Source organism: Roseibium sp. (assembly GCF_965276855.1).
Classification (GTDB): domain Bacteria; phylum Pseudomonadota; class Alphaproteobacteria; order Rhizobiales; family Stappiaceae; genus Roseibium.
The window spans coordinates 4286362-4308180 of sequence record NZ_OZ255700.1 but is presented as its reverse complement, the minus strand read 5'-3'; the positions used below and the strand labels follow the sequence as shown (position 1 = coordinate 4308180).

Sequence of the window (21819 nt, the reverse complement as noted above, 5' to 3'; positions counted from 1 at the left end):
CAAAGACCGTATGGGAGGAACCGCCGTGAAACACTTGAAGCATCTTTCGATCCTGGCCGGCCTGACCGCCGGAACACTGACCGGCTTCACCGCCGCAGCGTCCGCGGATGAACTTGTCCTGTCATCCTGGCTGCCGCCGAAGCACCCGGTCGTGACAGGCGTTATCGAGCCGTGGGCTCAGCAGGTCGCCGACGCGACAGAAGGCCGGGTGACGGTCCGGGTTCTGCCAAAACCGCTCGGCCCGCCACCGGCTCACTACGACCTCGCCGCTGACGGGGTTGCTGATATCACCTATGGCCTGCACTCATTCACCAAGGACGACCGTTTCCTTCGCTCACGCATTGGCCAATTCTCCTTCATTGCCGACACGGCCACAGACGGCTCCAAAGCCTACTGGAATGTGTATGGCGGTACTTTGGACGCCCAGGCAGAACATGAAGGCACCAAGCTGCTTGGCCTTTGGGTCCATGGCCCGGGCATGTTCCACAATAATCAGCGCAAGATCGAATCCGCCGACGACTTCTCCGGTCTCAAAGTCCGGACACCGGGCGGTTATATCGCTGGTTTGTCCCAGGACCTTGGCATCACCACGCAGTTCATGGGACCGGGCGAAGTCTATGAAAAGCTCTCCCGCGGCGTGATCGACGGCGTTACCTTCCCGATGGAAGCGCTTCAGGCGTTCAATCTCACCGACCACATCAAGTATTCCATGAAGATCCCGGGCGGCATCTACAACACGTCCTGGTTCCTGGTCATGAACGAAGACGTCTGGGACGGCATCTCTGCCGAAGATCAGGCTGCAATTGAAAAAGTCTCAGGGGAAGCGCTTGCAGAACTTGCCGGTGGTGTCTGGGACGGCGCTGATACGCGCGGTGCAGCTTACATCGCGGATAAGGACATCGAAGTTTATGATGCCCCTGCCCCGGTTCTCGCCAAGATCAAGGAACTGGCCGGCAAGCATGAAGGTGCGTGGGTTGAAGCCGTTTCCGGCACTGGTTTTGACGGCGCAGCGGCGCTCAGCGAGTTCCGCGCCCAAACCAACGTCAGCAACTGATCGTGACTGACGGCTCTCATAAATCGACGGCAGGCCGGACCTCAAAGGTCCGGCCTGTTATCAATGCGATCCTTGGCGGGGCGTGCCTTGTGGTACTGTTCGCATTGATCGGCCTGACATGTGTTGACGTGGTTGCCCGGTATCTCTTCAACAGCCCGGTCACTGGCGCTTATGAATTGACCGAGCTGCTGCTGGCCACACTCATCTTTCTAGCTCTGCCATTGACGACACTTGCCGGCGAACATATCGAAGTTGAGCTTCTGGACGGCGTCAAAAGCCGGTTTTTGAAGCGCCTTGGAACGCTGATCGCCGGAATTTGCACGATCGGTATCTTCATACTGATTGCGCTTGAGCTGACCGAGCACGCTGAAAAGCTTCAGCGCCGTGAACAGGTGACGGATTCCATTGAAATCCCGCTTTATGTCATCGGCTGGCTTGGAGCTGCCTCCTTCAGCGTTTCGGCCATCGCCGCCGCTGTCTTCTTCTACTCCCGTTTTCGCAAAGAGGCCTAACTCGTGCTTGAGGCTCTGATTGGTTTTGGTGCCCTGTTCGGCCTTGTTCTGCTGCGTGTGCCGATCGCCGTTGCCATGATTATCGTCGGCACAGCCGGCTTCGCAATGCTGCGCAATTGGAACGCGGCCTTCAATCTTCTGGGCAATGCCGCCTTCGACACCGGCCTGTCCTTCACATTGTCGGTCATACCGTTGTTCATCTTGATGGGCAATCTGCTGACCATTTCCGGTGTCAGCCAGTCCCTGTTCACGACGGCACACCGGGCACTTCACAGGATGCGTGGCGGCCTGGCGATGGCAACAATTGTGGCCTGCGGCGGGTTTTCAGCGGTTTGCGGGTCGTCGCTTGCAACAGCGGCCACCATGTCCAAGGTCGCCATGCCATCAATGCGCAAGGCTGGGTACGCCGACAGCCTGGCAACGGGCTCCATCGCCGCCGGCGGCACCCTCGGCATCCTGATCCCACCCAGTGTTATTCTGATCATCTACGGCCTTTTGACGGAAGCCGATATCGGCAAGCTCTTTGTTGCCGGCATCATTCCAGGGCTCCTGGGCGTCGTGTTCTACATGGCGGCCGTTTATGTAACGGTGCTTTTGAAGCCCAATCTCGCGCCGTCCAGTCACGATGACATCCCTGTTGAACGCAAGGATGTTTGGGGGGTTCTCGCCGTTCTTGGCCTGTTTGCGATCATCATGATCGGGATCTATGGCGGGTTCTTCACGCCAACCGAGGCTGCAGGGATCGGTGCTGCCACAGCGTTTCTGATAGCACTATTCTCTGGCGGTTTGACGTTTGAAAAGCTGTTCCAAGCGGGACTGAATTGCGCGCGGACCACCGCAATGATTTTTGCGATCATCATAGGCGCGGAAGTCTTCTCCAACTTCATCAGCTATGCCGGGGTTCCCGACGCCCTTCTGGAATTCGTCCAATCGCTCGATGTGAATGCCTATGTGGTCATTCTCGTTCTGGTGTTGATCTATGTGATCCTTGGCGCGGTTCTGGAAAGCTTGTCGATGATCCTGTTGACCGTGCCGGTGTTCTTTCCGCTCGTCACGTCTTTGGACTTCGGCACTGGCGCGTTGAGCGATCCGGAAATGGTGCTCATCTGGTTCGGCATCATCGTGGTGGTTGTTACTGAAATCAGTCTGATTTCACCGCCCATCGGCCTTAATGTATTTGTGCTGCGCTCGGTTCTGACCGATGTACCGCTACGCACGATGTTCGCCGGCATCCTGCCCTTCTGGGCCGCCGACATCCTCCGCTTGGGACTGCTTATAGCCGTCCCGGCACTCTCGTTGGCACTGATCTAGGAAAACGCCCTTGGGCTCTCGGGCGCTCAGACGTTTCTGAGCGTCCAGGCCGCAATATCAGCGAACACCTGCTCTGCCGACTGGTTCATGGCTTCAACTGCCTGTTCAACGCCGGAGCTGCCGGACGGAGTTTCCCGCCGGAACACATTGTTGGCAACTGTCCGGCCATTGCGGTCATTGACCACCCGCGCAGCAATCTCAACAACACCGCGGTTGGCGCCTTCAATATTCAGTTCAAACGCCCGGATATCCGTCTGAAGCTGATAGTCGATCAACAGGCCATCACCCGGGAGTCCGACGCCCCGCAGCCGTCCCGTGTTTTGGAGGGTCTGCAGCAGCTTGTTCTGCACCACATTCGGGAGCGTGTCGGCCCAGGCAACATTTGGGAAATATGAATAGACCGGACCGCTGTCGACCACGGCGATATAAGTCGTATCGAGTGCCTTAAGCGCGCGAGGCGGGGCTACAAGCACCTGGACGCGGCTAGATCGTCCCGCCAAGCCGCCGACATCGGCAGCCTGCAGGCTGTAAAAGGCGGCGGGACCGGAACTGGCGCAACCGGACACCACGGCGCCAGCGCCAAGCGCGCTTATAAACGCCCGCCGGCTCAGTCGGCTGTTTGCCTGTGTCATCCCCGTCAGTCCCCTATTCCCTGTACTCACCGGCGGCGCCCGCCTTGATAGGTCGGCACTTCTTCACCGCCGAAAATCACGCGGTTCGGCCGTTGTTCAAAGCTCTGTGCAGCCCGCTGGATCGAGACCAGCGTGCGGTTGAATTGCGCCAATGCCGATGTCAGATCCGCCGACCCTTGGGTGGCAAATTTCGACAAACCACCCGCAATGGCATCGGCACGGCTCTCAAACGCAACCGCGACCTTCCGAATCGCTTGCGCTGCAAGCGTTGCTTCCTTGATCAAGCCCTCACCGTCACCGTCGACCATTTCGGAAACCTTTTCGACAAGGCTCTCAACCCGAACCGATGTTGAGTTGAGTGTCGCGGTCATCTGCTGCGCATCGGTAATGATCTGATCGACATCCGGAGTGCGTTTGCTCAAGTCCGCCGTCATTTGCTGAACGTTGTCCGCTGCCTGACGCGCGCTTTGCAGGATTGCCGGAATGCCATCTTCTCCGGCCAGACCACTGGCCGCAGTTTCGACCGAGCCGACAATATTGGCGATCTTTTCCGGATCAACAGCACGCAGCAGTTCATCGGCAGACTGCAGCGTGGATGCGAACCGTTCTGCAGCGACCTGAACATCTTCAACAAGCGCTGCAATCCGGTCATCCTGACCGCGAACTGTTGCTGAAACCGCCTCGAAATTCTGGATCGTAGATTTTGTCGAAGCGATGATTTCGTTGATCTGGCTTTGCTGATTGTTGAAGTTGTCGACAATGCTCGCAACACTGTCGACGGTCTCGCCAATGGTGGCCGGATCGACGCTCGCAATGATCTCATCGACTCGAACGAGAGAGATGTTCAGTCCTTCGGTGAGTGTGGCAACGGACGCGACAATCTCGTCGACGCGTAGCGGATCAATTACCGCGGCAATCTCAACGCCACGGGTGACGATCGCATCCACCTTGCCAACGATATCGCGCGTTCCAGTGATCACGTCATTGATGGTGCCTTCGCGTGCGCGCAGCATCTCTACAATGTTGTTCACGCCCTGCATCGTGCTGGACGTGGCCACGACCAGTTCATCAATGTCACCCGAGCGCTTTTCCAGCACTTCGCCGAGCACTGCCGCGCCCTTCATGACCTTTTCGATGTCTTCCGGCTTCACCGCCTGAACAATGCTTTGAACGTTGCCGAGCCCATCATTGAGGCGTTCTGTGAACTCGGTCAGTTCCTTGGCCGCATTTTGAGCATCAGCCATAAGGGTATCGATATCTGCGCTCGCCTTGCCGAGGCTTCCCGAGAAGGTCTGCAGGTCATCTACGATGGCCGTAACTTTGTCGGAGGGAACAGCCGCCAGAAGCCGCTCACCCTCATCAACCAAACCCTCAAGCCGCCCGGAGAGGCTGGAAAACGCCTCCGAGGCCTTTCCGATGCTGGCCATAAAATCCTTCACGCCGTCGGAATTGGCAGCAAGAGCATCCGAGAACGTCTCAACGTTCTGGATCGTTTTGGAAATCGCCGGACCATTATCCTGAAGCAGCTGATCGACGGTTTTCATGGTCGAATCGGCGCGTTTCAGAACGTCGCGCGCGCCATCCACGATGTCGTCAAAAAACGACCGCTCGGCATTGATCAGCGGTATGTTATTCGGGTTCTGGCTGCCATCCGGATTCAACAGTAGCGGAGAGGAACTTGTTCCACCGATCAGATCCACATAGGCAACACCGGTCAAGCCGGTGAAATTCAATGTTGCCTTGGTATCTTCGCGGAGCGGCGTGGATGGCCGGATTCGAACCGTTGCCAAGACTTTGGTTGGGTCACCCGGCGCAAAATCCAACGAGGCCACGTCACCAACCTTGATGCCGTTGAACAACACCTGCCCTCCAACAGGCAAGCCGGTCACCGCACCCGGAAACAGGATTTTGACTTCGACATTCTGACGCGACTCAGCTGTCACAGCGAGCCAATAGATGAACCCGAACGCGCTGATCAGGATCGCGATCATAAATGCGCCGATCAATATGTAATTCGCGCGGGTTTCCATTCACTCAAACCTCATGTGCGGCGCAGAGCCCGCTCCCCTCGGAAGTAAGACTTAATCCAAGGGTCGTCATTTTTCATCATGTCTTCCATTGGCCCGATCGCAAGAACACGCTTTTGCCCAAGAACTGCGATGCGATCACAGATGGAATGCAAACTGTCGAGGTCGTGAGTAACCATATAAACGGTCAGATCCAGCGTGGAACTCAAATTGCCAATCAACGAATCGAACGCGGCAGCCCCAATAGGATCCAGGCCGGACGTTGGTTCATCCAGAAACACCAAATCCGGGTCGAGTGCAAGGGCACGGGCAAGGCTTGCCCGTTTCACCATGCCGCCGGAAAGCTCTGAAGGCAGTTTGTCTGCCGCATCCTGCGGCAACCCAACCAATTCCAGCTTCAAGGTGGCCAGTTCATCCATTAAGCGCTGCGACAATTTCAGATGCTCCCGCATCGGCACCTGAATGTTCTGCTTCACGGTGAGCGACGAAAACAACGCGCCTTGCTGGAAGAGCACCCCCCAGCGGCGTTCAATCATCTTGCGGGTCTTGTCCGATGCGCTGGAAAGATCATGACCAAAAACCGAAATCTGTCCGGCCCGCCGGGGTGTCAGCCCCAGGATTGTGCGCATCAATACCGACTTTCCGGTACCGGAACCGCCGACAAAACCGAGCACTTCTCCGCGGTGCACATCAAGGTCCAGATCCTGCAAGATAATCTTGGATCCGAAGCCGACTGTGATGTTGCGAACCGACAAGATATTTTCCGGCTGCTCTGCTTGCAGGGCCGCAGCATGATCGGTTTGTTCGATGTCTGACACTGCCATCTCGCCGTTATACCCCAATGGCTGCAAAGAACATTGCGAACAATCCATCAACGACAATCACAAGGAAAATCGCTTTTACGACAGACATGGTGGTATGCCGGCCGAGCGACTCAGACGACCCTTCCACTTTCAGACCTTCAACGCAGGCAATGAGGCCAACGATCAGCGCCATGAAGGGCGCCTTTATGATCCCGACAACGAAGGTGTTGACCGTAATCGCTGCCTGAAGCTGTGTAAGGAACGCTGCCGGCGGAATATCCAGGTACGCCCAAGTAATCAGACCCGCACCAAAAAGCGCCGAGATATCGGCCACGAAGGTCAAAATCGGCAAGGCAATCATCAACGCCAAAATACGCGGCAGCACCAGAACTTCTGTGACACTCAAGCCGATGACGTGCAGGGCATCGACTTCCTCTTGCATGCGCATTGCCCCCAACTCGGCGGTAAACGCCGATCCGGACCGTCCGGCAACCATAATTGCGGTCAGGATGACGCCGATCTCCCGAAGCACCAGGATGCCCGCCAGATCGACGACGAAAATGTCGGCGCCGAACTGCCTCAGGTAAAATCCGCCCTGCTGAGAAATGATCGCGCCGATCAAAAAGCTCATCAGCGCCACAATCGGGACCGCGCCGATGCAGCTGCGGTCGAACTGCACGGCGATTGCGATGCTGCGAAGGCGTTTGGGCTGTAAAAGAACGGTCGACAGCACGATGCCGAGCGATCCAAGGATATGCAGCATCGCGAGGGTGTCTTTATACACCTCAACCATCTGCCGCCCGGTCGCTTCAAGAAAACCGACAATCGTGAAACCGGACCGGTCTGGCTGCCAGCGCGGCGGGTGATGCTTCTCGATCTCGTGAAACAGGCTTTCGCGGATAGGCGTCACCCCGGTCAACTGCACTTTCCGGCCGCTGAATTCCAGCTGTCCACGGGTCCGGTGGATCAGCCAGGCGCCACTGGTGTCCAGATGATCAACCTCTGAAACATCGATACACGTCAATTTGTCCTTGGCGACATTCAGCCTGGAGATTTGCTGGTCAGCATCCGCAAGCGTGCTGACAGTCCAGTCTCCGGATAGAATAAGGGACTGATGTCCCTCGGAATCGGTATCCAGGTGCAATTCCGGCGCTTTGTTTTTTTCCAAGAATGCCATTCCGGAGAGTTGCCCCTTGCCGCTCGTCAACTTCCCCCCGTATACCTGATTGTAAAGATTAACGTCCAGCAGTCAGATGAAAGCATTGCCCATGGAAATTGCCCGCCCTTACCTTTTGTTTCTCGGTGACGTCCCCGATGCCCTGGCCGCCAAGACCGCGACAGGCATTGTTGATTGGCGGAAAGACTGGTGTGTCGGACAGGTCCGGCTCGATGGCTGTGCTGCAGATACCGGTCTGACGGACATGTCGATCGCCGAGGGAACTGCTGCAGGTGCCAAAACGATGGTCATCGGCGCAGTCAATGCCGGCGGACGTTTGCCGGATCATTGGGTTGATTCGGTGGTCGAAGCCTTGAATGCAGGCCTTGATGTTGCCTCTGGTCTCCATGTCAAACTCGGCGACATTCCGGCAATCAAGGAAGCAGCCGCCAAAAACGGCCGCCAACTCCACGACGTGCGCCACAACTCCATGACCTTTGCCACCGGAAAGGGCATCAAACGCCCGGGCAAACGGATTTTGACCGTCGGAACAGACTGCTCTGTTGGCAAGAAATACACTGCCCTTGCGATGGACAAGGCGATGAATGAGCGCGGCTACACCAGTTCGTTCTGCGCGACCGGCCAGACAGGTGTCTTCATTTCAGGCCGGGGTCTGTCTCTCGATGCCGTTGTGGCTGATTTCATCGCCGGCGCTGCCGAGTGGCTCTCCCCGGCAACAGAGGAAAATCACTGGCAGGTGGTGGAAGGCCAAGGCTCTTTGTTCCACCCGTCATTTGCCGGCGTGACACTCGGCCTGCTTCATGGCTCGCAGCCCGACGGATTTATCGTCTGCCATGAGCCCACGCGAACCAAAATGCGCGGCGTTGAAACACCGCTGCCAACCGTCGATCAGGTCATCGACATGACCATTCAGTGCGGCAAACTCACAAATCCCGGCATTCGCTGTGTCGGTATCGCGGTCAACACCCAGGCTCTGGATGACGATGAGGCGCTCGCGCTTCTGGCAAAACTGGGCGAGCGCCATGGCCTTCCGGCAACCGATCCGATCCGCTATGGCATGGAAGCCGTGGTCGACAAGGTGTCCGCGGAGTTCGGCACCCCATGAGCCGCAGCGTCAGCATTGACCTTGAAAGCTTTGAGATCGCGGGCGGTTTTACAATCTCCCGCGGCAGCCGCACCCATGCCAATGTGCTCGTCACCACTTTGGCGGACGGCGATCACATCGGCCGCGGCGAATGTGTGCCCTATGCGCGCTACGGCGAAACCATGGAAAGCGTTCAGGAGCAGATCCAGGAGATTTCACCGCTGTTGAAAGACGGTTTGAGCCGCCATGCGCTGCAAGAGGCAATGCCGGCCGGTGCTGCACGCAACGCGGTAGATTGCGCCCTTTGGGACCTTGAAGCCAAGCAAACCGGTAACTCGGCGGCAGAGATTGCCGGGATCCCGCCGCTTTCACCGGTCACGACCGCTTACACGATCAGTGTCGGCACACCGGAAATTATGGCGGAAAAGACGGCAAAGGCCGCACATCGCCCCTTGCTGAAGGTAAAACTTGGCGGGGCTGGCGACGATGAGCGCATCGAAGCTGTTCGCAAGGCCGCACCGGACAGCACCTTGATCGTTGATGCAAATGAAGCCTGGGACGACAGCTGTTTTGGAACGAACATGGCAGCGTGTGAAGCCGCCGGCGTGGCTTTGATTGAACAGCCTTTGCCTTCCAAGGATGACAGCCGTCTCAAGGAATTCAGCTCAAAGATTACGATCTGTGCGGATGAAAGCCTGCACACGCGGGATGGTCTTGAGGATCTCCGCAGCCGGTACGATGCCATCAACATCAAGCTCGACAAAGCCGGCGGTTTGACGGAGGCCCTGGCGCTTCTGGATCAGGCCAAAGCGCTTGAATTTGAGATCATGGTCGGTTGCATGCTCGGCACGTCTTTGGCCATGGCTCCCGCGGTCCTCTTGGCACAGCGGGCAGACTATGTGGATCTCGACGGGCCTCTTCTTTTGACGCAGGACCGCGAACCGGGACTGGTCTTCGAAGGCAGCACGCTGTTCCCGCCAAGACCGGAATTGTGGGGCTAACGCTTTAGTTTTAACGCACTGGGCTTGAAACCATGCGCTGACGCACCATCGGCGTCAGCGCCAGCATCACAAGCGTTCCGGCCGCAGAAACGGCCGCCATCAGATAAAACGGCAGATCCGGATCCATCTCGTACAACGCGCCGCAGACACTCAAACCAATGGCCATCTGCAGGCCGATTGATGTGGCAAGCAGACCCTGGCCGGTCCCGGCCCACTTGCTTGGAACGACTTTCGCCAGAATTGCAATGGCGCCCAGATGGGCAGCGCCAAAGGTGAGCGCGTGCAGAAGCTGGATCGCGACCATCGATACCAGCGTATCCGCGAACGGGAACAAGCCCCAGCGGGCGACCGCGGCGATCCCGGCAACGATCAGGAAAACAGGCGGGTCGAAACGAAGCGCGATCTTTCCGGCAACAGTGAAAAGCGCAATCTCAGCGATCACGCCGACAGCCCACAAGATGCCGATTGTTTCGTCTGCTATCCCGGCGGCTTGCCAGTAGAGCGTCCCAAAACCGTAAAATGCCGCATGGGTTGCCTGGAACAGGCCAAGCAGGATGAGCACCGGCCAAAACCAAACCGTTTTGAAGGGCGCTTCTCCGGCCTCTTCGTCCAAACCTTCGCTTGCCCCGGCTCCGCTTTGGCGCGGAAGTGACAGAACAACGCCGCCTGTCAGAAGCGACGCCAAGCCAATCAGAAACAGCATCACCCAGACGGTGTCTCCGGTCGCCAGGAATCCGCCAGCAAGATTGGCAGCAACAAACCCAGCAGATCCCCAAAGGCGCATCCGTGCATAGTCCGCGCCCGTGTTGCGCGCAGCATCCAAGGCATAGGCATCACTGAGCGGAAGCACCGGCGCCTTGAAGACCATGTAGCCGATCACCCCGGCGCCCAGAACGTAAAGACCATTTCCAAGGGCGAAAAGCGCGATGAAGACGGTTCCAAGGAGAGAATAAACAAAGATGGACCATCGGCGCTGACCGGTCCGGTCTGCAAGGTTTGTCAAAAGCGGGCTTGCGGCAATTCGGGCAACCGTCCCGGCCCCCAGCACAAATCCAATCTCGGCCGCGGAAAACCCCTCGAACTCCAAAATGACCGGAAAGAAAGGGAGAAATAGCCCATAGCCGAAAAAATGAACCCCGAACAAGGCGGAGACACGCGCACTGAGGGCCGACGTCAAATTCAACATACAAACCGAACCGGATTTTGAGGCCCAAAAGAATATTAACGATTTTCAGTTTACCCTGATTTTGGAATTGTCCGGATTGGATACCGAACGGCCCTTGCAGAGTTGAGAATCGCGCCCTTATGAAAGCGGAAACACAACAGGTAGAACCGGAGCTGATAGGCGAAGCCGAATATCAGACGCTTGAACAGACCTTGATGGAATCCGATCGGGGACGTCGGTTTCTAAAAGAGTTTTTGAACCGGAACAAGACCCCGGAAACGACCGAGATCCTCGGCGCGATCCAACGTCTTGAGAAAGTCGTCACCCGTCAGCGCAAAGTGCCGGATCTCGACAAGATCCGCTTGGATATTGCCGACATGCACGAGGCAATTGAGCGCACCAAGGCGGAGATAGCCAACATCAAGGACGACGGCGACGAAAGCAATCGCTTTGTCGACGCCTCTCATGAGCTTGATGCGATCGTGACGCAGACCGAAGGTGCCACCCAGTCGATTCTGGAAGCTGCCGAGCAGATCCAGGAAAAAGCCTGGGTTCTCCGCGAAAACGGCGCAGACGATGCGACTTGCGATGATATTGATGCGAAGGCCACAGAAATCTTCATGGCCTGTTCCTTCCAGGATCTAACCGGCCAGCGCACCAACAAGGTGGTCCAGGTACTGCGTTATCTGGAAAGCCGGATCAACCTGATGATCAACATCTGGGGCATCGAAGATCTGGAAGCAGATGACACCGCTGGTCCTGTCGACAGCCGCCCGGATGCCCACCTGCTGAACGGCCCGCAGCGTGACGGCGCGGGCGTCTCTCAAAACAGTGTCGATGAGCTGATGTCTGTCAGCGGCGACGTGTTTGACGCCGCGTTGGACGAAGTCGCAGCGCCTGGCAACACATCTGCGAGCGAAGCTTCAGCACCAATGGGTGAAGCGGACATCGATGCCCTGATGGCCGGCGACAGCGAACCGATGGATGCGGCCGCGATTGATGACATGTTCGCCTCCGCGCCTTCGGCCGAGGAAACGGAAGCTGAAGACACGGCGGACGTGACTGATCCGGTCGCCGATGAATTTGCTGCAGCCCACGCCGATGAAGTCTTGGACGAAGCCGCGATCGACAAACTGTTCGATGCGGAAGTCAGCGAGCCGGAAGCTGCCAACGACAGTGAACCGGCTGCGGAAACAGCAGAGGCAGAAGCTGATGCCGACTGGGCTTTGGTCGAGCAGGAAGCAGATGCCGACGACAGCGCTGACCCGCTGACGGAGCTGACCGAGGCCGAACGACAGGCTCTGTTCAACTGATCGATCTTCACACTGTCAAGAGATAAGGGCGCCCATTCCAGGCGCCCTTTTTCTTTGTCTCAACAAAGCAAATGCCGCGCTCGTTTCCTTGCGCGACATTTGTCGGAGAGTTTTAAAGGCATCGTCGGCAGACCCGGAGATCTGCCAACGATGCCTCCCCTCTTTGTTCAAAGTTATCCGGCTTTGATCTTGTCAAAGAACTGGTTCGCTTCTTCGCTCAGACGCGCAGCCCTGTTCTTCAAGGTCAATGAAGTTTCATGGATCGTCTCAACCGTGCCATCAACTGAATCGATGGACCCGCGCACAGCGGCGATCTCATCTGTAAAGCTCTGTGTGCCGACCGCCGCGATCTGAACCGCAGAGGAAATCTCCGCCGTTGCAGAAGACTGCTGCTCCACAGCAGCCGCAATGCTGTTGGCGATCTCTGACAATTCGCTGATGATTGTGGTGATCCCGTCAATATCCTGGACAGACTGCCGGGTTGCCTGCTGGATCGCAGCAATCTGTTCGGTGATCTCTTCAGTCGCCTTCGTGGTCTGACTTGCAAGCTCCTTGACCTCGGCCGCAACGACGGCAAAGCCCTTACCCATTTCACCTGCCCTGGCCGCTTCAATAGTTGCGTTCAGCGCAAGGAGGTTGGTCTGTTCAGCAATGTCAGAAATCAAGCCGATGACAGACCCCACCTGATCTGCAAAACCGGCCAGCTTGGTGACCGATTCATTGGTGTTCTGGGCGCCTTGAACAGCTTGCTGAGCCTTCTCACGTGAATGCCCGGCCTGACGCCCGATTTCAACAATCGAGGCACTCATTTCTTCCGTTGCCGTCGCGCTGGACTGCACACCGCTCGCGGTCTCCGCGGAGGAAGTGTCCATGGTCTGCATGCGCGTTGCGATCGAGCCGGTCTCCCGGCTGAGATCGCGGGAAGAGTTCTCCAACTCGTCAGACGTGGTGCTCAACTCGCCGACGACGCCGCTGAGTGAAGTCTCGAACGTGGCAATCGCGGACTTCAGCCCGTCTTCCCGGGCAACAGCGTCCGCCACCATTTTGTCGTGATAGGTGGAAATGGCGATGTCCATATCCAGCATCACCAGTTTGGTAATCACTGCCATGACCTTTGAGCGCTTGGCCGCGGTCATTATCCGCTTGGTCAGCAGCACTTCGGAGATCTGGGTTAAGGCAAAGGAATACCCGCCGATGTACCAACTTGGATCCAGACCGATGCGCACATGCGCCAAACCGATCCGGATGGCGCGCTCGAGGTACGCCTCGGTCGGTCCTTCATTGAACATGCGATCCCAATGAGAGAGCTGCGCCGAGATCAGGCGGGCCTCCTGGTCTCCGATCATTGTCGACAGATGCGGGACTGTTTTTACATGGTCGTAAAATCCGTCCATGATCCTCGGCAAATGAGAGGAAAGTGTCGGCCAGATCGATCGCGCAAGTGTGCGATCTTCTTCGGTGAAACGGAAAAACGCCAGCCTGCCCTTTAGCGTTTGGTTCTGCATATTGGCTCCATAAACCCTGCAAGCCAGTGCTGGTCCCCCTCAGGCCAACGCTGTCCTGCCAATCAACGTAACGCGCCCCTTCTTGAGGCGGGTTTCGACGGAACACCAGGTATTCAATGCCAAGGAAGACAAGACGGCAGCATCAGCAGAGAGCACACCCCTACGTAATGTAACCTCCTGGTTTTGCTTCGCAATTCAGAAGACACCACGGTTGTTTCCGCACCATCCGTTCTTTCGCGAATCCCACGAGAAAGAACAAGACAGATGTTATCCGCCTAATGGGTCAGCCACTAACAGCGCGTTAACGCGAAACAGCCTTAAACAACATCTTAGGGTCGATATTTCCGCCCGTCAGTACGACACCGACGGTCCGCTCCCTCAGGTCAAGTTTCCCGGATAGCAGAGCGGCTAACGCAGCGGCGCCGCCGGGTTCGACAACCAGCTTGAGCTCGGAAAACGCAAACGCCACAGCGTCCAGAACTTGCTCGTCCGTGACCGTATATCCTTCCCCAGCAAATTGACGCAGGATCGAAAATCCGATCTCTCCGGGACTTTCAGAAAGAAGCGCATCACAGATCGAACCCGATTTGGCGGGATTGGACAGCAATGCCCCTGCCTCCAAAGACCGTTTGTAATCATCGAAGAATTGCGGTTCGACCGTATGGAACACCGTTTCCGCGGAAGTGTTTGCAAGCGCAAGCGCAATCCCGCTGGAAAGGCCTCCACCACCTGTGCAAGCCAGGACATCATCCAACCGCACACCAAGGTCTTTTGCTTGCGCTGCCATCTCCAGGCCAACCGTCCCCTGCCCGGCAACAACGGCAGGATCATTGTACGGATGTACGAACGTCGCGCCGGTTTCGGCGCAGATCTCGGCAGCGATCTTGTCGCGGTCTTCGGTGGCCCGATCGTAAGTAATGACCGTCGCACCGTATCCTCGTGTGCGTTCCAGCTTCACCTGAGGTGCATCGGCAGGCATGACGATCGTCGCCGGCATGCCAAAGATCTTGGCACTGGATGCGATACCTTGCGCGTGATTACCCGACGAACAAGCGACGACACCCTTGGCCCGGACATCTAGGTCCAATTGCCGCAAGCAATTGTAAGCGCCACGAAACTTGAAAGAGCCGCTGCGTTGCAGGCATTCCGGCTTGATCAACACACGCCCGCCGACACGCTCGTCCAGAGCGGGATTGGTCAAGAGCGGGGTTTTGACAGCAACGCCCTCCAGGGCATCAGCTGCGTCCAATACATCGTCGAAAGTGACGGCTACGCTGCTGGAGGAAGGTCGTTCTGCTGTCGCGCCGGTCATGGTGGCCACCTCATTCAGGATCTGATGTGGACAGGAGTACCGGCTACCCCATGGCCTGACAACGGCAACATTGTGAGGGTTACAAAATCCCGCAGCACCAATATTTTAAAGCTTCTGAGACTTTCAGATCACTCTGCCGCGTTGGCCTGTGCCACGCCGCCAGCAGCGGCGATACAATTGTCCAGAAACTGCCGGCTGCTGGCTGCCCAAGTGTAATTGAGTGCAATATTCCGGCAGTGGTCGCGCGGAATATCGAGAGCGGCCTCGCATGCCTCCGCAAGGTTTTCGGACAAAACACCGGCGCCGGTATCACCGATCACATCCAGCGGCCCCATGACCGGATAGGCTGCAACCGGTACCCCGCACGCCAGCGCCTCCAGTATGACGTTGCCGAACGTGTCTGTGAGAGACGGGAAGACGAAAACATCCGCGCTGGCGTAGTGACGCGCCAGATCTTCGCCGGTTTTCGCACCGACGAAGAGTGTGTCGTTGTATTCTCTCTGCAGCGTATCCAGCTGAGGCCCATCGCCAACAACAACCTTAGATCCGGACAGTTTCAGATCCAAAAACGCCTTGATGTTCTTCTCAATCGCAACGCGGCCAACATACATGAAGACCGGCCCAGGCAAATCCTGCGGCAGGACAGAGCCCTCGTAGGGTTTGAAGAGATTTTCGTCGACACCGCGCGACCAGCGCATCAAGTTCCGGAAGCCGCGGTCTCTCAGGTCGTTCTCCAGCGAAGTCGTTGCCACCATGCATCCGTTGCCGGCGTTGTGGAAGCGGCGCATCCAAGCATAAGACCAGGAAAGCGGCACCGGCATCCGGGCAGAAACATATTCTGGAAACCGTGTGTGATAACTGGTGGTGAACGGCTGTCCGCGCTTTTTGGCAATTGCAGCTGCAAGCAGGCCAAGCGGACCTTCGGTCGCTATGTGCAGATGTTCGCAGTCGAAGTCATCCATCATCCGCCGCACGGTGCCCTTGTGCGTCAAAGACAAACGGATTTCTGGATATGTCGGGCACGGAAGTGTCTTGAAAGCCTGCGGGGTCAAAAACTCCATGCGAACGCCCATGGCGCGGAGTTCGTCAGCTGTGCGTTCAAGCGAGCGCACGACGCCATTGATCTGCGGATGCCAGGCATCCGTGACAACAAGAATGGAACTCATGCGGCGACCGGAGCTTCCTGTGGCTTCGCCGTTTGGGCTCCGGTTTGGGCCTGTTCTACCCATCTGATCACCTCAAAGGTTCCATCATGGTGTTCGGCAACCGCTGTGCAGCTTTCAACCCAATCGCCAGTGTTGATGTAGTGAATGCCGTTGACGTCACGGCTTGCTGCATGGTGGATGTGACCGCAGATAACGCCGTCGACGCCCTGACGACGCGCTTCGTCGGAAAGAGCCTCCTCGAAGCGCCCGATGAAACTGACTGCATTTTTGACTTTCAGCTTCGCCCAAGCTGACAAAGACCAGTAGGTCAGGCCAAGTCGGCGGCGCACGGCGTTCAGCACCGTGTTGACACCAAGCGCTGTGACGTAAGCCTTGTCCCCAAAGAACGCGAGCCACTTGGCATGGCGGATCACCACATCGAACTGATCCCCATGGATCACCAGATAGCGTCGGTTGTCGGCGGTTTCATGGATGATGCTGTCGGTGACTTCCACACCGCCGAAGTGGGTGCCTAGGAAGCTGCGTAGAAACTCGTCGTGGTTTCCAGGAATATAGACAACACGAGAGCCCTTGCGGCCTTTGCGCAGGATCTTCTGAACCACATCGTTGTGGAGCTGCGGCCAATACCAGGACCGCTTCAACCGCCAGCCATCTGCAATGTCGCCGACGAGATAAATCGTCTCGGCGTCATTGTCCTTCAGGAAGTCAAGCAGAAGCTCTGCCTGGCACCCGCGAGTGCCCAGATGTACATCTGAAATAAACAAGGCCCTGTAATGCCGCGATGTCTCCGAAGTGGACATTGCACGTCTCCTAGATCCATTGGACCGCTATAGACGCGATTCAAGTTTCACTATTATGACAGACGGGGTTTGAGGTGGCCTGACGTTGCGTTTTCCTAAAGTCATTGGAGGATCTTTCCCTTAGCCGCGCCAACATATGCGTTTCAGCGCGCTCACTCAGGGCCTCACAATCACGCAGGGCCATCGCTTAAGGGATAGCCGCAGCGGGTTTCCTTTCATATGGTCTCGCAAACCTCACCTTCAAAATTTGGGAGATCGATCATGGATTTGAGATTGCGCGGCAAGTCGGCAATCGTGTGCGCATCAAGCCGCGGGCTTGGCAGAGGTTGCGCAGAAGCGCTTGCAGAGGCCGGATGTGACCTGGTGATTAACGGGCGCAATAAAGATGCACTGGAAGCAACCCGCGCGTATCTGACGGACACCTTTCAGGTCAAGGTCAGTGTCATCGCTGCCGACGTTTCAACACCGGAAGGACAAACCGCTCTCCTGACGGCCTGCCCGGAGCCCGACATACTGGTCAACAACAATGGCGGCCCACCTCGCAAGGACTATACAGAACTCAATCGCTCTGCCTTGCTGGAAGGTGCCATCCAGAACTTCGTGACCCCGATTGAATTGATCCAGGCGGTCACCCCTGGAATGAAGGCCCGTGGCTTTGGCAGGATCGTCAACATCACGTCCTTGTCCGTGAAGATGCCGATTGAAGGCCTGGACCTTTCCAGCGGCGCCCGTGCCGGCCTGACAGCATTCCTGGCAGGTGTTTGCCGCCAGCTCGCGCCGCATGGTGTCACGGTAAACAATCTGCTACCGGGCAAAATGGATACGGACCGGCTGAGGGGTGGGTTTGAACGCTCCGCACAGCAATCCGGTCAGACTGTGGACGCCATTCGCGCAAGCCAGGCTGCAGAAATCCCGGCACGCCGTTTTGGAACAGCCGCGGAGTTCGGCCAGACCTGTGCCTTTTTGTGCTCCACACACGCCGGCTACATCACCGGGCAGAACATTCTCATGGACGGCGGTCTTTACCCGGCAGCATTCTAACAAAAAAGCCGGCCCGCGATCGCGGGCCGGCAGAATTTTCAAAACCAGTCTAGCAGCTGATCAGAACTTGATGCGAACTGAAGCTGTCAGGATGTCGACGGAAGAGTCGACGGAACCGGTCAGCGATCCCTTCGAAGCGCTGTAGTCCTGGTGACCCGGGACAAGGTTCAGATCGGTGTCTGTGCCAAAGATATGCGTGTAGCCGAGATCAAACGAGAAGTGCTCGTTGAAAACGTAGGACGCTCCGGCGCTTACCCAGATACGATCGTTGTCCGGAAGGCGCGCAGACCGGATTTGATCATCGATCGGTGACCACTCGTATGCCGCACCAGCGCGGAAGGTCAACTTGTCGTTGAAATCATACTCACCACCGAGCGCGAGGAAGTAGCCGTCATTGTAGTTGAACGGCAGCGTGGTCACGGTGGCGCCGGTCGCATCGGCCGTAATCTGCGGCTCTTTCAGGCGGCTCCAGTTGGTCCACTCAAATGTACCAAGCACACGGATGTTGTCGGTGATGCTCTGCTTGGCAGAGAGCGTGACCATGTCCGGCGTTGCAAGGACGGTTTTCACGTCCGTCACGGCCGTCGTGAACGGGTTGGCAGGGTTCGGTGCCGCAATTGTGCCATCGATGTCGGTGAATATCGCCGAGCGGTAACCGATGCCGATTTCCGTGGTCGCGGTTGGTTTGATCGTGACACCAGCCGTCAAGCCAACGCCGACACCGTCACCATCAAGCTGCTGACCCGGAAACAGGGTAGCGCCTGGAATAGTCGGAGACGCTGAGGCATTCGTCAGGCGAACATCCGCATATTGGATCTGCGGACCGATCGCGACGGAGAACATCTCATTGATCTTGTAGCCGACAACCGGGTTCAGGTTGATCGAGAAGATCTTTGAAGAGCGGTTGTAGCCTGCACCGGTCCAGTTGCTGTCGTCCGGCTTTGTGGAAAGACCGAACGGACCGTTAATCCCAACGCCAAGGTAGATTTTGTCGTTGAAGTTGTAAGACGTGTAGGACGCCGGGATCCAGGCATCGTGGCCGATATCACCGGTGTCAAAAGACGTCGTGATCAGACCGGTCGGCGTGGTCAGTGAATTCGGAACGGTGTTCGAACCGGTAATGTCGGACTTTGGAATGATGAAGGCGTTGTGAGCCTCAAATACGATCTTACCGTCCATCGATGTGATCGTCGCCGGGTTCCAGAACATGGACGAAATCGACGAACTGGATGTACCGTTACCGGCGAAGGAAGTCCCTTGGTAGTAGGCGCTCTGCTCGCGCAGGGCGAAACCGCCCGCAGAGGCTACACTTGCGACGATCGAGGCTGCAATGGCCGTCGACGTCAGAAGTACGATTTTCTTGGTTGCCCGCATTTTTACGTTTCTCCCAATCCTCCTCCCCCCCGGGAGGAATTTGACACTGACTGCAGGGTCTAAAAGAAACGGTCGCCTTTCAACCACGAAATGCGATCTCTAATTGCAGCGCACACGGTTGCTGCGTTGCAATATACGGGTTTTCACGAAGGCCCGGCTCACGCATCGAGTGCTCGTAGCCGGATAAACATATCGTCAGACACCGCTTTTGGAGGATGACCGCGACCAACCATACAAATGCACACTTTTTAGGCACATTACCAACGCGTCACACTTAACTTTCTTTCTTTGCTGCGCGTTGCTTTCTTGTCACACATAACCCTAGGGAATACCGGCGTTTTGCGCGAGCCTGGAATTTTTTTTGGTGACTGAATCGCTTCATTGGCAAACCAAAAAATCCCAAATCAACATTATACACCGCCCACGATATGGCCAATCGAGTGAGATGAAATAGTCATTCTGATGTCAGAAATGCGGATGTATTTATGATTCAAATACCCGCATTTCAGACACGATACACATGCAGTTTCGAACTTTACGAGCCAAAACTGCAGACAACACAGGTCATGCCGCGCCCACGACGATACTCGCCATAGTTGCAAATCAGACAAGTCCATCACGCGCGCTCAGAAACCGCCGCATGGCAACATCGCTCCAAGGCGAAAGACGCTTCAAAGCGGTCTGGTGGCTTTGATAAATGCGGTTACTCATCGGATCCTGACGGGACGTGTCCAGCAGCACTTCTCCAGTCGTTACGCGCAAGGCGTCAAGAATGTCTTCTGGATAGGAAAGGACCTCAACGCCATCTTCTTGCTGGAGCAACTGCAGGCTTCCGGCATTTTCCCAATCGCTCTCAGCAAGCGCACGTCCATTCTCAGCGCGGCACGCCTCCAATAGAATTGCCTGGAATTCCGTGGGCAAAGCATCAAAAGCTGCCTGATTGAACAGGGCCTCGCCCGTCCCGTTCGGTTCGTGGAAACCAGGTGAATAATAATAATTCGCGGCCTTCTGGAACCCCATGGCCCGATCCGACCAGGGACCGAGAAATTCGGTCGCATCCAGAACACCGGTTTGGAGTGCCTGAAACAGCTCGCCAGGCGGCAAACCAACCGGAGCGGCCCCAAGCCTGCGCATCACCTCTCCTCCCAGCCCCGGCATCCGGATCTTCAGGCCGCGCAGATCATCGAGGTTTTGGAGCGGTTTCTTGTACCAGCCGCCCATCTGAACACCAGTGTTACCCGCCATAACCGGTTTGATTCCGAAAGGAGCGTAAAGCTCGTCCCAAAGCGCCTGCCCGCCGCCTTGCTCGATCCAGCTGATATGTTCATGCGGGAGCAGACCGAAGGGGACTGCGGTGAAATAGACGGAGGCCGGGATCTTGCCTTGCCAGAAGAACGAGGCTGTATGCGCCATGTCCGCAGTGCCATTTGAGACGGCATCAAAGACGCCCAGCGCCGGCACCAGTTCGCCGGCCGCAAACAAACGGATCTTGAATGCACCACCTGAGAGCAACGCAACCTGATCGGCGATCCGCTGCGCCGTGACACCCGGACCTGGCAGGTTTTTCGGCCAGGATGTCACCAGCTTCCATTCGGTGACCGCACCTTGTGCCATCACCGCTGGCGCTGAGAAAACAGATGCGCTTCCAACGGCACTGCCCACAAGCATGTCCCGGCGGCTGAGGTTTTTTCTGTTTTTCAATGCATCACTCATTGTGCGCCCTCCCAAAAAGCGTGGAAGTGATGGACCGGTCCGTGACCTTGTCCAATCTTGAGTTCGTCCGCATGGCGGATCGCTTCGTGGATATAGGCTTTTGCACTGGACACAGCGTCGCCCAGCGCGTTGCCCTTAGCCAGTCCGGCAGCAATTGCAGAAGACAAAGTGCATCCGGTGCCGTGGGTGTTATCTGTCGCGATGCGGTCCTCGCGCAGCCAGAGGCTTTCACCGTCTTCAGTTATCAAAAGGTCAGCGCTTTCCGCACTGTCGCCGTGTCCGCCCTTCAACAAAACAGCCTTTGCCCCGAGGTCGATCAGCTGTTTGGCCTGGCTCTGCATGTCGTTTTCGTTGCGGGCGACTTCGCCCTCCAGCATGCGGGCTGCTTCATGAAGGTTCGGCGTGATGATGTCGGCCAAGGGCACCAACTTGGAAATCAGGGTTGCGACCGCACTTTCCGCCAAAAGCGGATCTCCGGATGCGGCCACCATCACGGGATCCAGAACGACTGGTCCGGTCTGGTGGCGTTTCAAACCGTCTGCGACTTCCTCAATGATCGGCACCTGCGAGAGCATGCCAATCTTGGTAGCTGTTACCGCAAGGTCGGAATAGACGGCATCGATCTGCGCGCGTACGAACTCAACCGGCACATCATGGATTGCCGTAACACCGAGGGTGTTTTGTGCCGTGAGCGCCGTCAAGACGCTGGCCCCGTAGACACCGTTTGCCGAAAAGGATTTCAAGTCCGCCTGAATGCCAGCCCCACCGCCGGAATCCGAGCCTGCTATTGTTACCGCGATTGCGGTCATGGTGCCCTCCGCACAATACT

Annotated in this window: 19 protein-coding genes; 7 read left to right on the top strand and 12 right to left on the bottom strand. The window is 56.9% G+C overall.

Going from position 1 to position 21819, the window contains the following annotated elements; genetic code table 11:
- The first annotated feature begins 25 nt into the window (after positions 1-25).
- Genes ACQY4Z_RS19820 through ACQY4Z_RS19810 form a run of 3 tightly spaced genes read left to right on the top strand, consistent with a single transcriptional unit; the run spans position 26 to position 2877 of the window.
- Positions 26-1054, top strand: coding sequence for a TRAP transporter substrate-binding protein (locus ACQY4Z_RS19820; RefSeq protein ID WP_409692723.1), 1029 nt, complete (start codon positions 26-28; stop codon positions 1052-1054).
- A 2-nt stretch (positions 1055-1056) separates the two neighbouring features.
- A complete protein-coding gene (locus ACQY4Z_RS19815; RefSeq protein WP_428524155.1) occupies positions 1057-1566 on the top strand; it encodes a TRAP transporter small permease in 510 nt (169 codons plus the stop codon).
- Positions 1567-1569: 3 nt separating this feature from the next.
- On the top strand, positions 1570-2877 hold the full coding sequence (locus tag ACQY4Z_RS19810) for a TRAP transporter large permease (RefSeq protein ID WP_428524153.1): 1308 nt from the start codon (positions 1570-1572) through the stop codon (positions 2875-2877).
- A 26-nt stretch (positions 2878-2903) separates the two neighbouring features.
- On the opposite strand, the gene ACQY4Z_RS19805 is transcribed toward ACQY4Z_RS19810, so the two are convergent.
- From ACQY4Z_RS19805 to ACQY4Z_RS19790, 4 genes are read right to left on the bottom strand one after another with little or no spacing between them, the layout of a single operon-like run.
- A complete protein-coding gene (locus ACQY4Z_RS19805; RefSeq protein WP_209174094.1) occupies positions 2904-3509 on the bottom strand; it encodes an ABC-type transport auxiliary lipoprotein family protein in 606 nt (201 codons plus the stop codon).
- A gap of 26 nt (positions 3510-3535) precedes the next feature.
- Positions 3536-5539: an MlaD family protein gene (locus ACQY4Z_RS19800; protein WP_428524150.1), complete on the bottom strand. Its 2004-nt coding sequence runs from the start codon at positions 5537-5539 to the stop codon at positions 3536-3538.
- Positions 5540-5550: 11 nt separating this feature from the next.
- Positions 5551-6360: an ABC transporter ATP-binding protein gene (locus ACQY4Z_RS19795; protein WP_428524148.1), complete on the bottom strand. Its 810-nt coding sequence runs from the start codon at positions 6358-6360 to the stop codon at positions 5551-5553.
- Positions 6361-6367: 7 nt separating this feature from the next.
- Positions 6368-7516 carry an ABC transporter permease gene (locus tag ACQY4Z_RS19790; RefSeq protein WP_428524146.1) on the bottom strand — a complete coding sequence of 383 codons (1149 nt, stop codon included), beginning with the start codon at positions 7514-7516 and terminating at the stop codon, positions 6368-6370.
- Between the two features lie 91 nt (positions 7517-7607).
- On the opposite strand from ACQY4Z_RS19790, the gene dgcN reads away from it, so the two are divergent.
- Together dgcN and dgcA are read left to right on the top strand one after the other, a co-directional pair.
- Entirely contained in the window at positions 7608-8621 is a 1014-nt protein-coding gene (gene dgcN, locus ACQY4Z_RS19785) for an N-acetyltransferase DgcN (RefSeq protein ID WP_428529615.1), read from the top strand.
- Positions 8618-9601, top strand: a complete 984-nt coding sequence (gene dgcA, locus ACQY4Z_RS19780) for an N-acetyl-D-Glu racemase DgcA (RefSeq protein WP_428524144.1) — start codon at positions 8618-8620, stop codon at positions 9599-9601. The genes dgcN and dgcA overlap by 4 nt, the downstream gene beginning before the upstream one ends.
- Positions 9602-9611: 10 nt before the next feature.
- Here dgcA and ACQY4Z_RS19775 read toward each other — a convergent pair whose 3' ends face one another.
- Positions 9612-10787, bottom strand: coding sequence for an MFS transporter (locus tag ACQY4Z_RS19775; protein WP_428524142.1), 1176 nt, complete (start codon positions 10785-10787; stop codon positions 9612-9614).
- A gap of 119 nt (positions 10788-10906) precedes the next feature.
- Here ACQY4Z_RS19775 and ACQY4Z_RS19770 point away from each other — a divergent pair, with 119 nt between their 5' ends.
- A complete protein-coding gene (locus tag ACQY4Z_RS19770) occupies positions 10907-12079 on the top strand; it encodes a protein phosphatase CheZ (RefSeq protein WP_428524140.1) in 1173 nt (390 codons plus the stop codon).
- Positions 12080-12252: 173 nt separating this feature from the next.
- On the opposite strand, the gene ACQY4Z_RS19765 is transcribed toward ACQY4Z_RS19770, so the two are convergent.
- From ACQY4Z_RS19765 to ACQY4Z_RS19750, 4 genes are all read right to left on the bottom strand, one after another.
- Positions 12253-13584 carry a protoglobin domain-containing protein gene (locus tag ACQY4Z_RS19765; RefSeq protein ID WP_428524138.1) on the bottom strand — a complete coding sequence of 444 codons (1332 nt, stop codon included), beginning with the start codon at positions 13582-13584 and terminating at the stop codon, positions 12253-12255.
- Between the two features lie 301 nt (positions 13585-13885).
- Positions 13886-14896 (bottom strand): threonine ammonia-lyase, encoded by a 1011-nt coding sequence (locus ACQY4Z_RS19760; RefSeq protein ID WP_428524136.1) that lies wholly within the window; start codon positions 14894-14896, stop codon positions 13886-13888.
- Between the two features lie 128 nt (positions 14897-15024).
- Entirely contained in the window at positions 15025-16062 is a 1038-nt protein-coding gene (locus ACQY4Z_RS19755; RefSeq protein WP_428524134.1) for a glycosyltransferase family 4 protein, read from the bottom strand.
- Positions 16059-16862: a UDP-2,3-diacylglucosamine diphosphatase gene (locus ACQY4Z_RS19750; RefSeq protein ID WP_133946480.1), complete on the bottom strand. Its 804-nt coding sequence runs from the start codon at positions 16860-16862 to the stop codon at positions 16059-16061. The genes ACQY4Z_RS19755 and ACQY4Z_RS19750 overlap by 4 nt, the downstream gene beginning before the upstream one ends.
- A 261-nt stretch (positions 16863-17123) precedes the next feature.
- On the opposite strand from ACQY4Z_RS19750, the gene ACQY4Z_RS19745 reads away from it, so the two are divergent.
- Positions 17124-17903 carry an SDR family oxidoreductase gene (locus ACQY4Z_RS19745; protein ID WP_428524132.1) on the top strand — a complete coding sequence of 260 codons (780 nt, stop codon included), beginning with the start codon at positions 17124-17126 and terminating at the stop codon, positions 17901-17903.
- Between the two features lie 60 nt (positions 17904-17963).
- Here the strand turns inward: ACQY4Z_RS19745 and ACQY4Z_RS19740 are convergent, their stop codons facing one another.
- The 3 genes from ACQY4Z_RS19740 to thiD form a co-directional block, all read right to left on the bottom strand.
- Positions 17964-19277: an OmpP1/FadL family transporter gene (locus tag ACQY4Z_RS19740; RefSeq protein WP_428524130.1), complete on the bottom strand. Its 1314-nt coding sequence runs from the start codon at positions 19275-19277 to the stop codon at positions 17964-17966.
- A gap of 603 nt (positions 19278-19880) precedes the next feature.
- Complete coding sequence (locus ACQY4Z_RS19735) at positions 19881-20990, bottom strand: TRAP transporter substrate-binding protein (protein ID WP_428524128.1); 1110 nt, start codon at positions 20988-20990, stop codon at positions 19881-19883.
- Positions 20987-21799 carry a bifunctional hydroxymethylpyrimidine kinase/phosphomethylpyrimidine kinase gene (gene thiD / locus ACQY4Z_RS19730; protein ID WP_428524126.1) on the bottom strand — a complete coding sequence of 271 codons (813 nt, stop codon included), beginning with the start codon at positions 21797-21799 and terminating at the stop codon, positions 20987-20989. The genes ACQY4Z_RS19735 and thiD overlap by 4 nt, the downstream gene beginning before the upstream one ends.
- Positions 21800-21819 lie beyond the last annotated feature (20 nt).

What these genes read in the sequence shown, in the direction of transcription:
- ACQY4Z_RS19745 (WP_428524132.1), top strand. Translation starts at nt 17,124, where the DNA reads ATGGATTTGAGATTGCGCGGCAAGTCGGCAATCGTGTGCGCATCAAGC.
- ACQY4Z_RS19765 (WP_428524138.1), bottom strand. Translation starts at nt 13,584, where the DNA reads ATGCAGAACCAAACGCTAAAGGGCAGGCTGGCGTTTTTCCGTTTCACC.
- ACQY4Z_RS19775 (WP_428524142.1), bottom strand. Translation starts at nt 10,787, where the DNA reads ATGTTGAATTTGACGTCGGCCCTCAGTGCGCGTGTCTCCGCCTTGTTC.
- ACQY4Z_RS19795 (WP_428524148.1), bottom strand. Translation starts at nt 6,360, where the DNA reads ATGGCAGTGTCAGACATCGAACAAACCGATCATGCTGCGGCCCTGCAA.
- ACQY4Z_RS19790 (WP_428524146.1), bottom strand. Translation starts at nt 7,516, where the DNA reads ATGGCATTCTTGGAAAAAAACAAAGCGCCGGAATTGCACCTGGATACC.
- ACQY4Z_RS19800 (WP_428524150.1), bottom strand. Translation starts at nt 5,539, where the DNA reads ATGGAAACCCGCGCGAATTACATATTGATCGGCGCATTTATGATCGCG.
- ACQY4Z_RS19735 (WP_428524128.1), bottom strand. Translation starts at nt 20,990, where the DNA reads ATGAGTGATGCATTGAAAAACAGAAAAAACCTCAGCCGCCGGGACATG.
- ACQY4Z_RS19760 (WP_428524136.1), bottom strand. Translation starts at nt 14,896, where the DNA reads ATGACCGGCGCGACAGCAGAACGACCTTCCTCCAGCAGCGTAGCCGTC.
- thiD (WP_428524126.1), bottom strand. Translation starts at nt 21,799, where the DNA reads ATGACCGCAATCGCGGTAACAATAGCAGGCTCGGATTCCGGCGGTGGG.
- dgcA (WP_428524144.1), top strand. Translation starts at nt 8,618, where the DNA reads ATGAGCCGCAGCGTCAGCATTGACCTTGAAAGCTTTGAGATCGCGGGC.
- ACQY4Z_RS19750 (WP_133946480.1), bottom strand. Translation starts at nt 16,862, where the DNA reads ATGTCCACTTCGGAGACATCGCGGCATTACAGGGCCTTGTTTATTTCA.
- ACQY4Z_RS19770 (WP_428524140.1), top strand. Translation starts at nt 10,907, where the DNA reads ATGAAAGCGGAAACACAACAGGTAGAACCGGAGCTGATAGGCGAAGCC.
- ACQY4Z_RS19740 (WP_428524130.1), bottom strand. Translation starts at nt 19,277, where the DNA reads ATGCGGGCAACCAAGAAAATCGTACTTCTGACGTCGACGGCCATTGCA.
- ACQY4Z_RS19755 (WP_428524134.1), bottom strand. Translation starts at nt 16,062, where the DNA reads ATGAGTTCCATTCTTGTTGTCACGGATGCCTGGCATCCGCAGATCAAT.
- dgcN (WP_428529615.1), top strand. Translation starts at nt 7,608, where the DNA reads ATGGAAATTGCCCGCCCTTACCTTTTGTTTCTCGGTGACGTCCCCGAT.
- ACQY4Z_RS19805 (WP_209174094.1), bottom strand. Translation starts at nt 3,509, where the DNA reads ATGACACAGGCAAACAGCCGACTGAGCCGGCGGGCGTTTATAAGCGCG.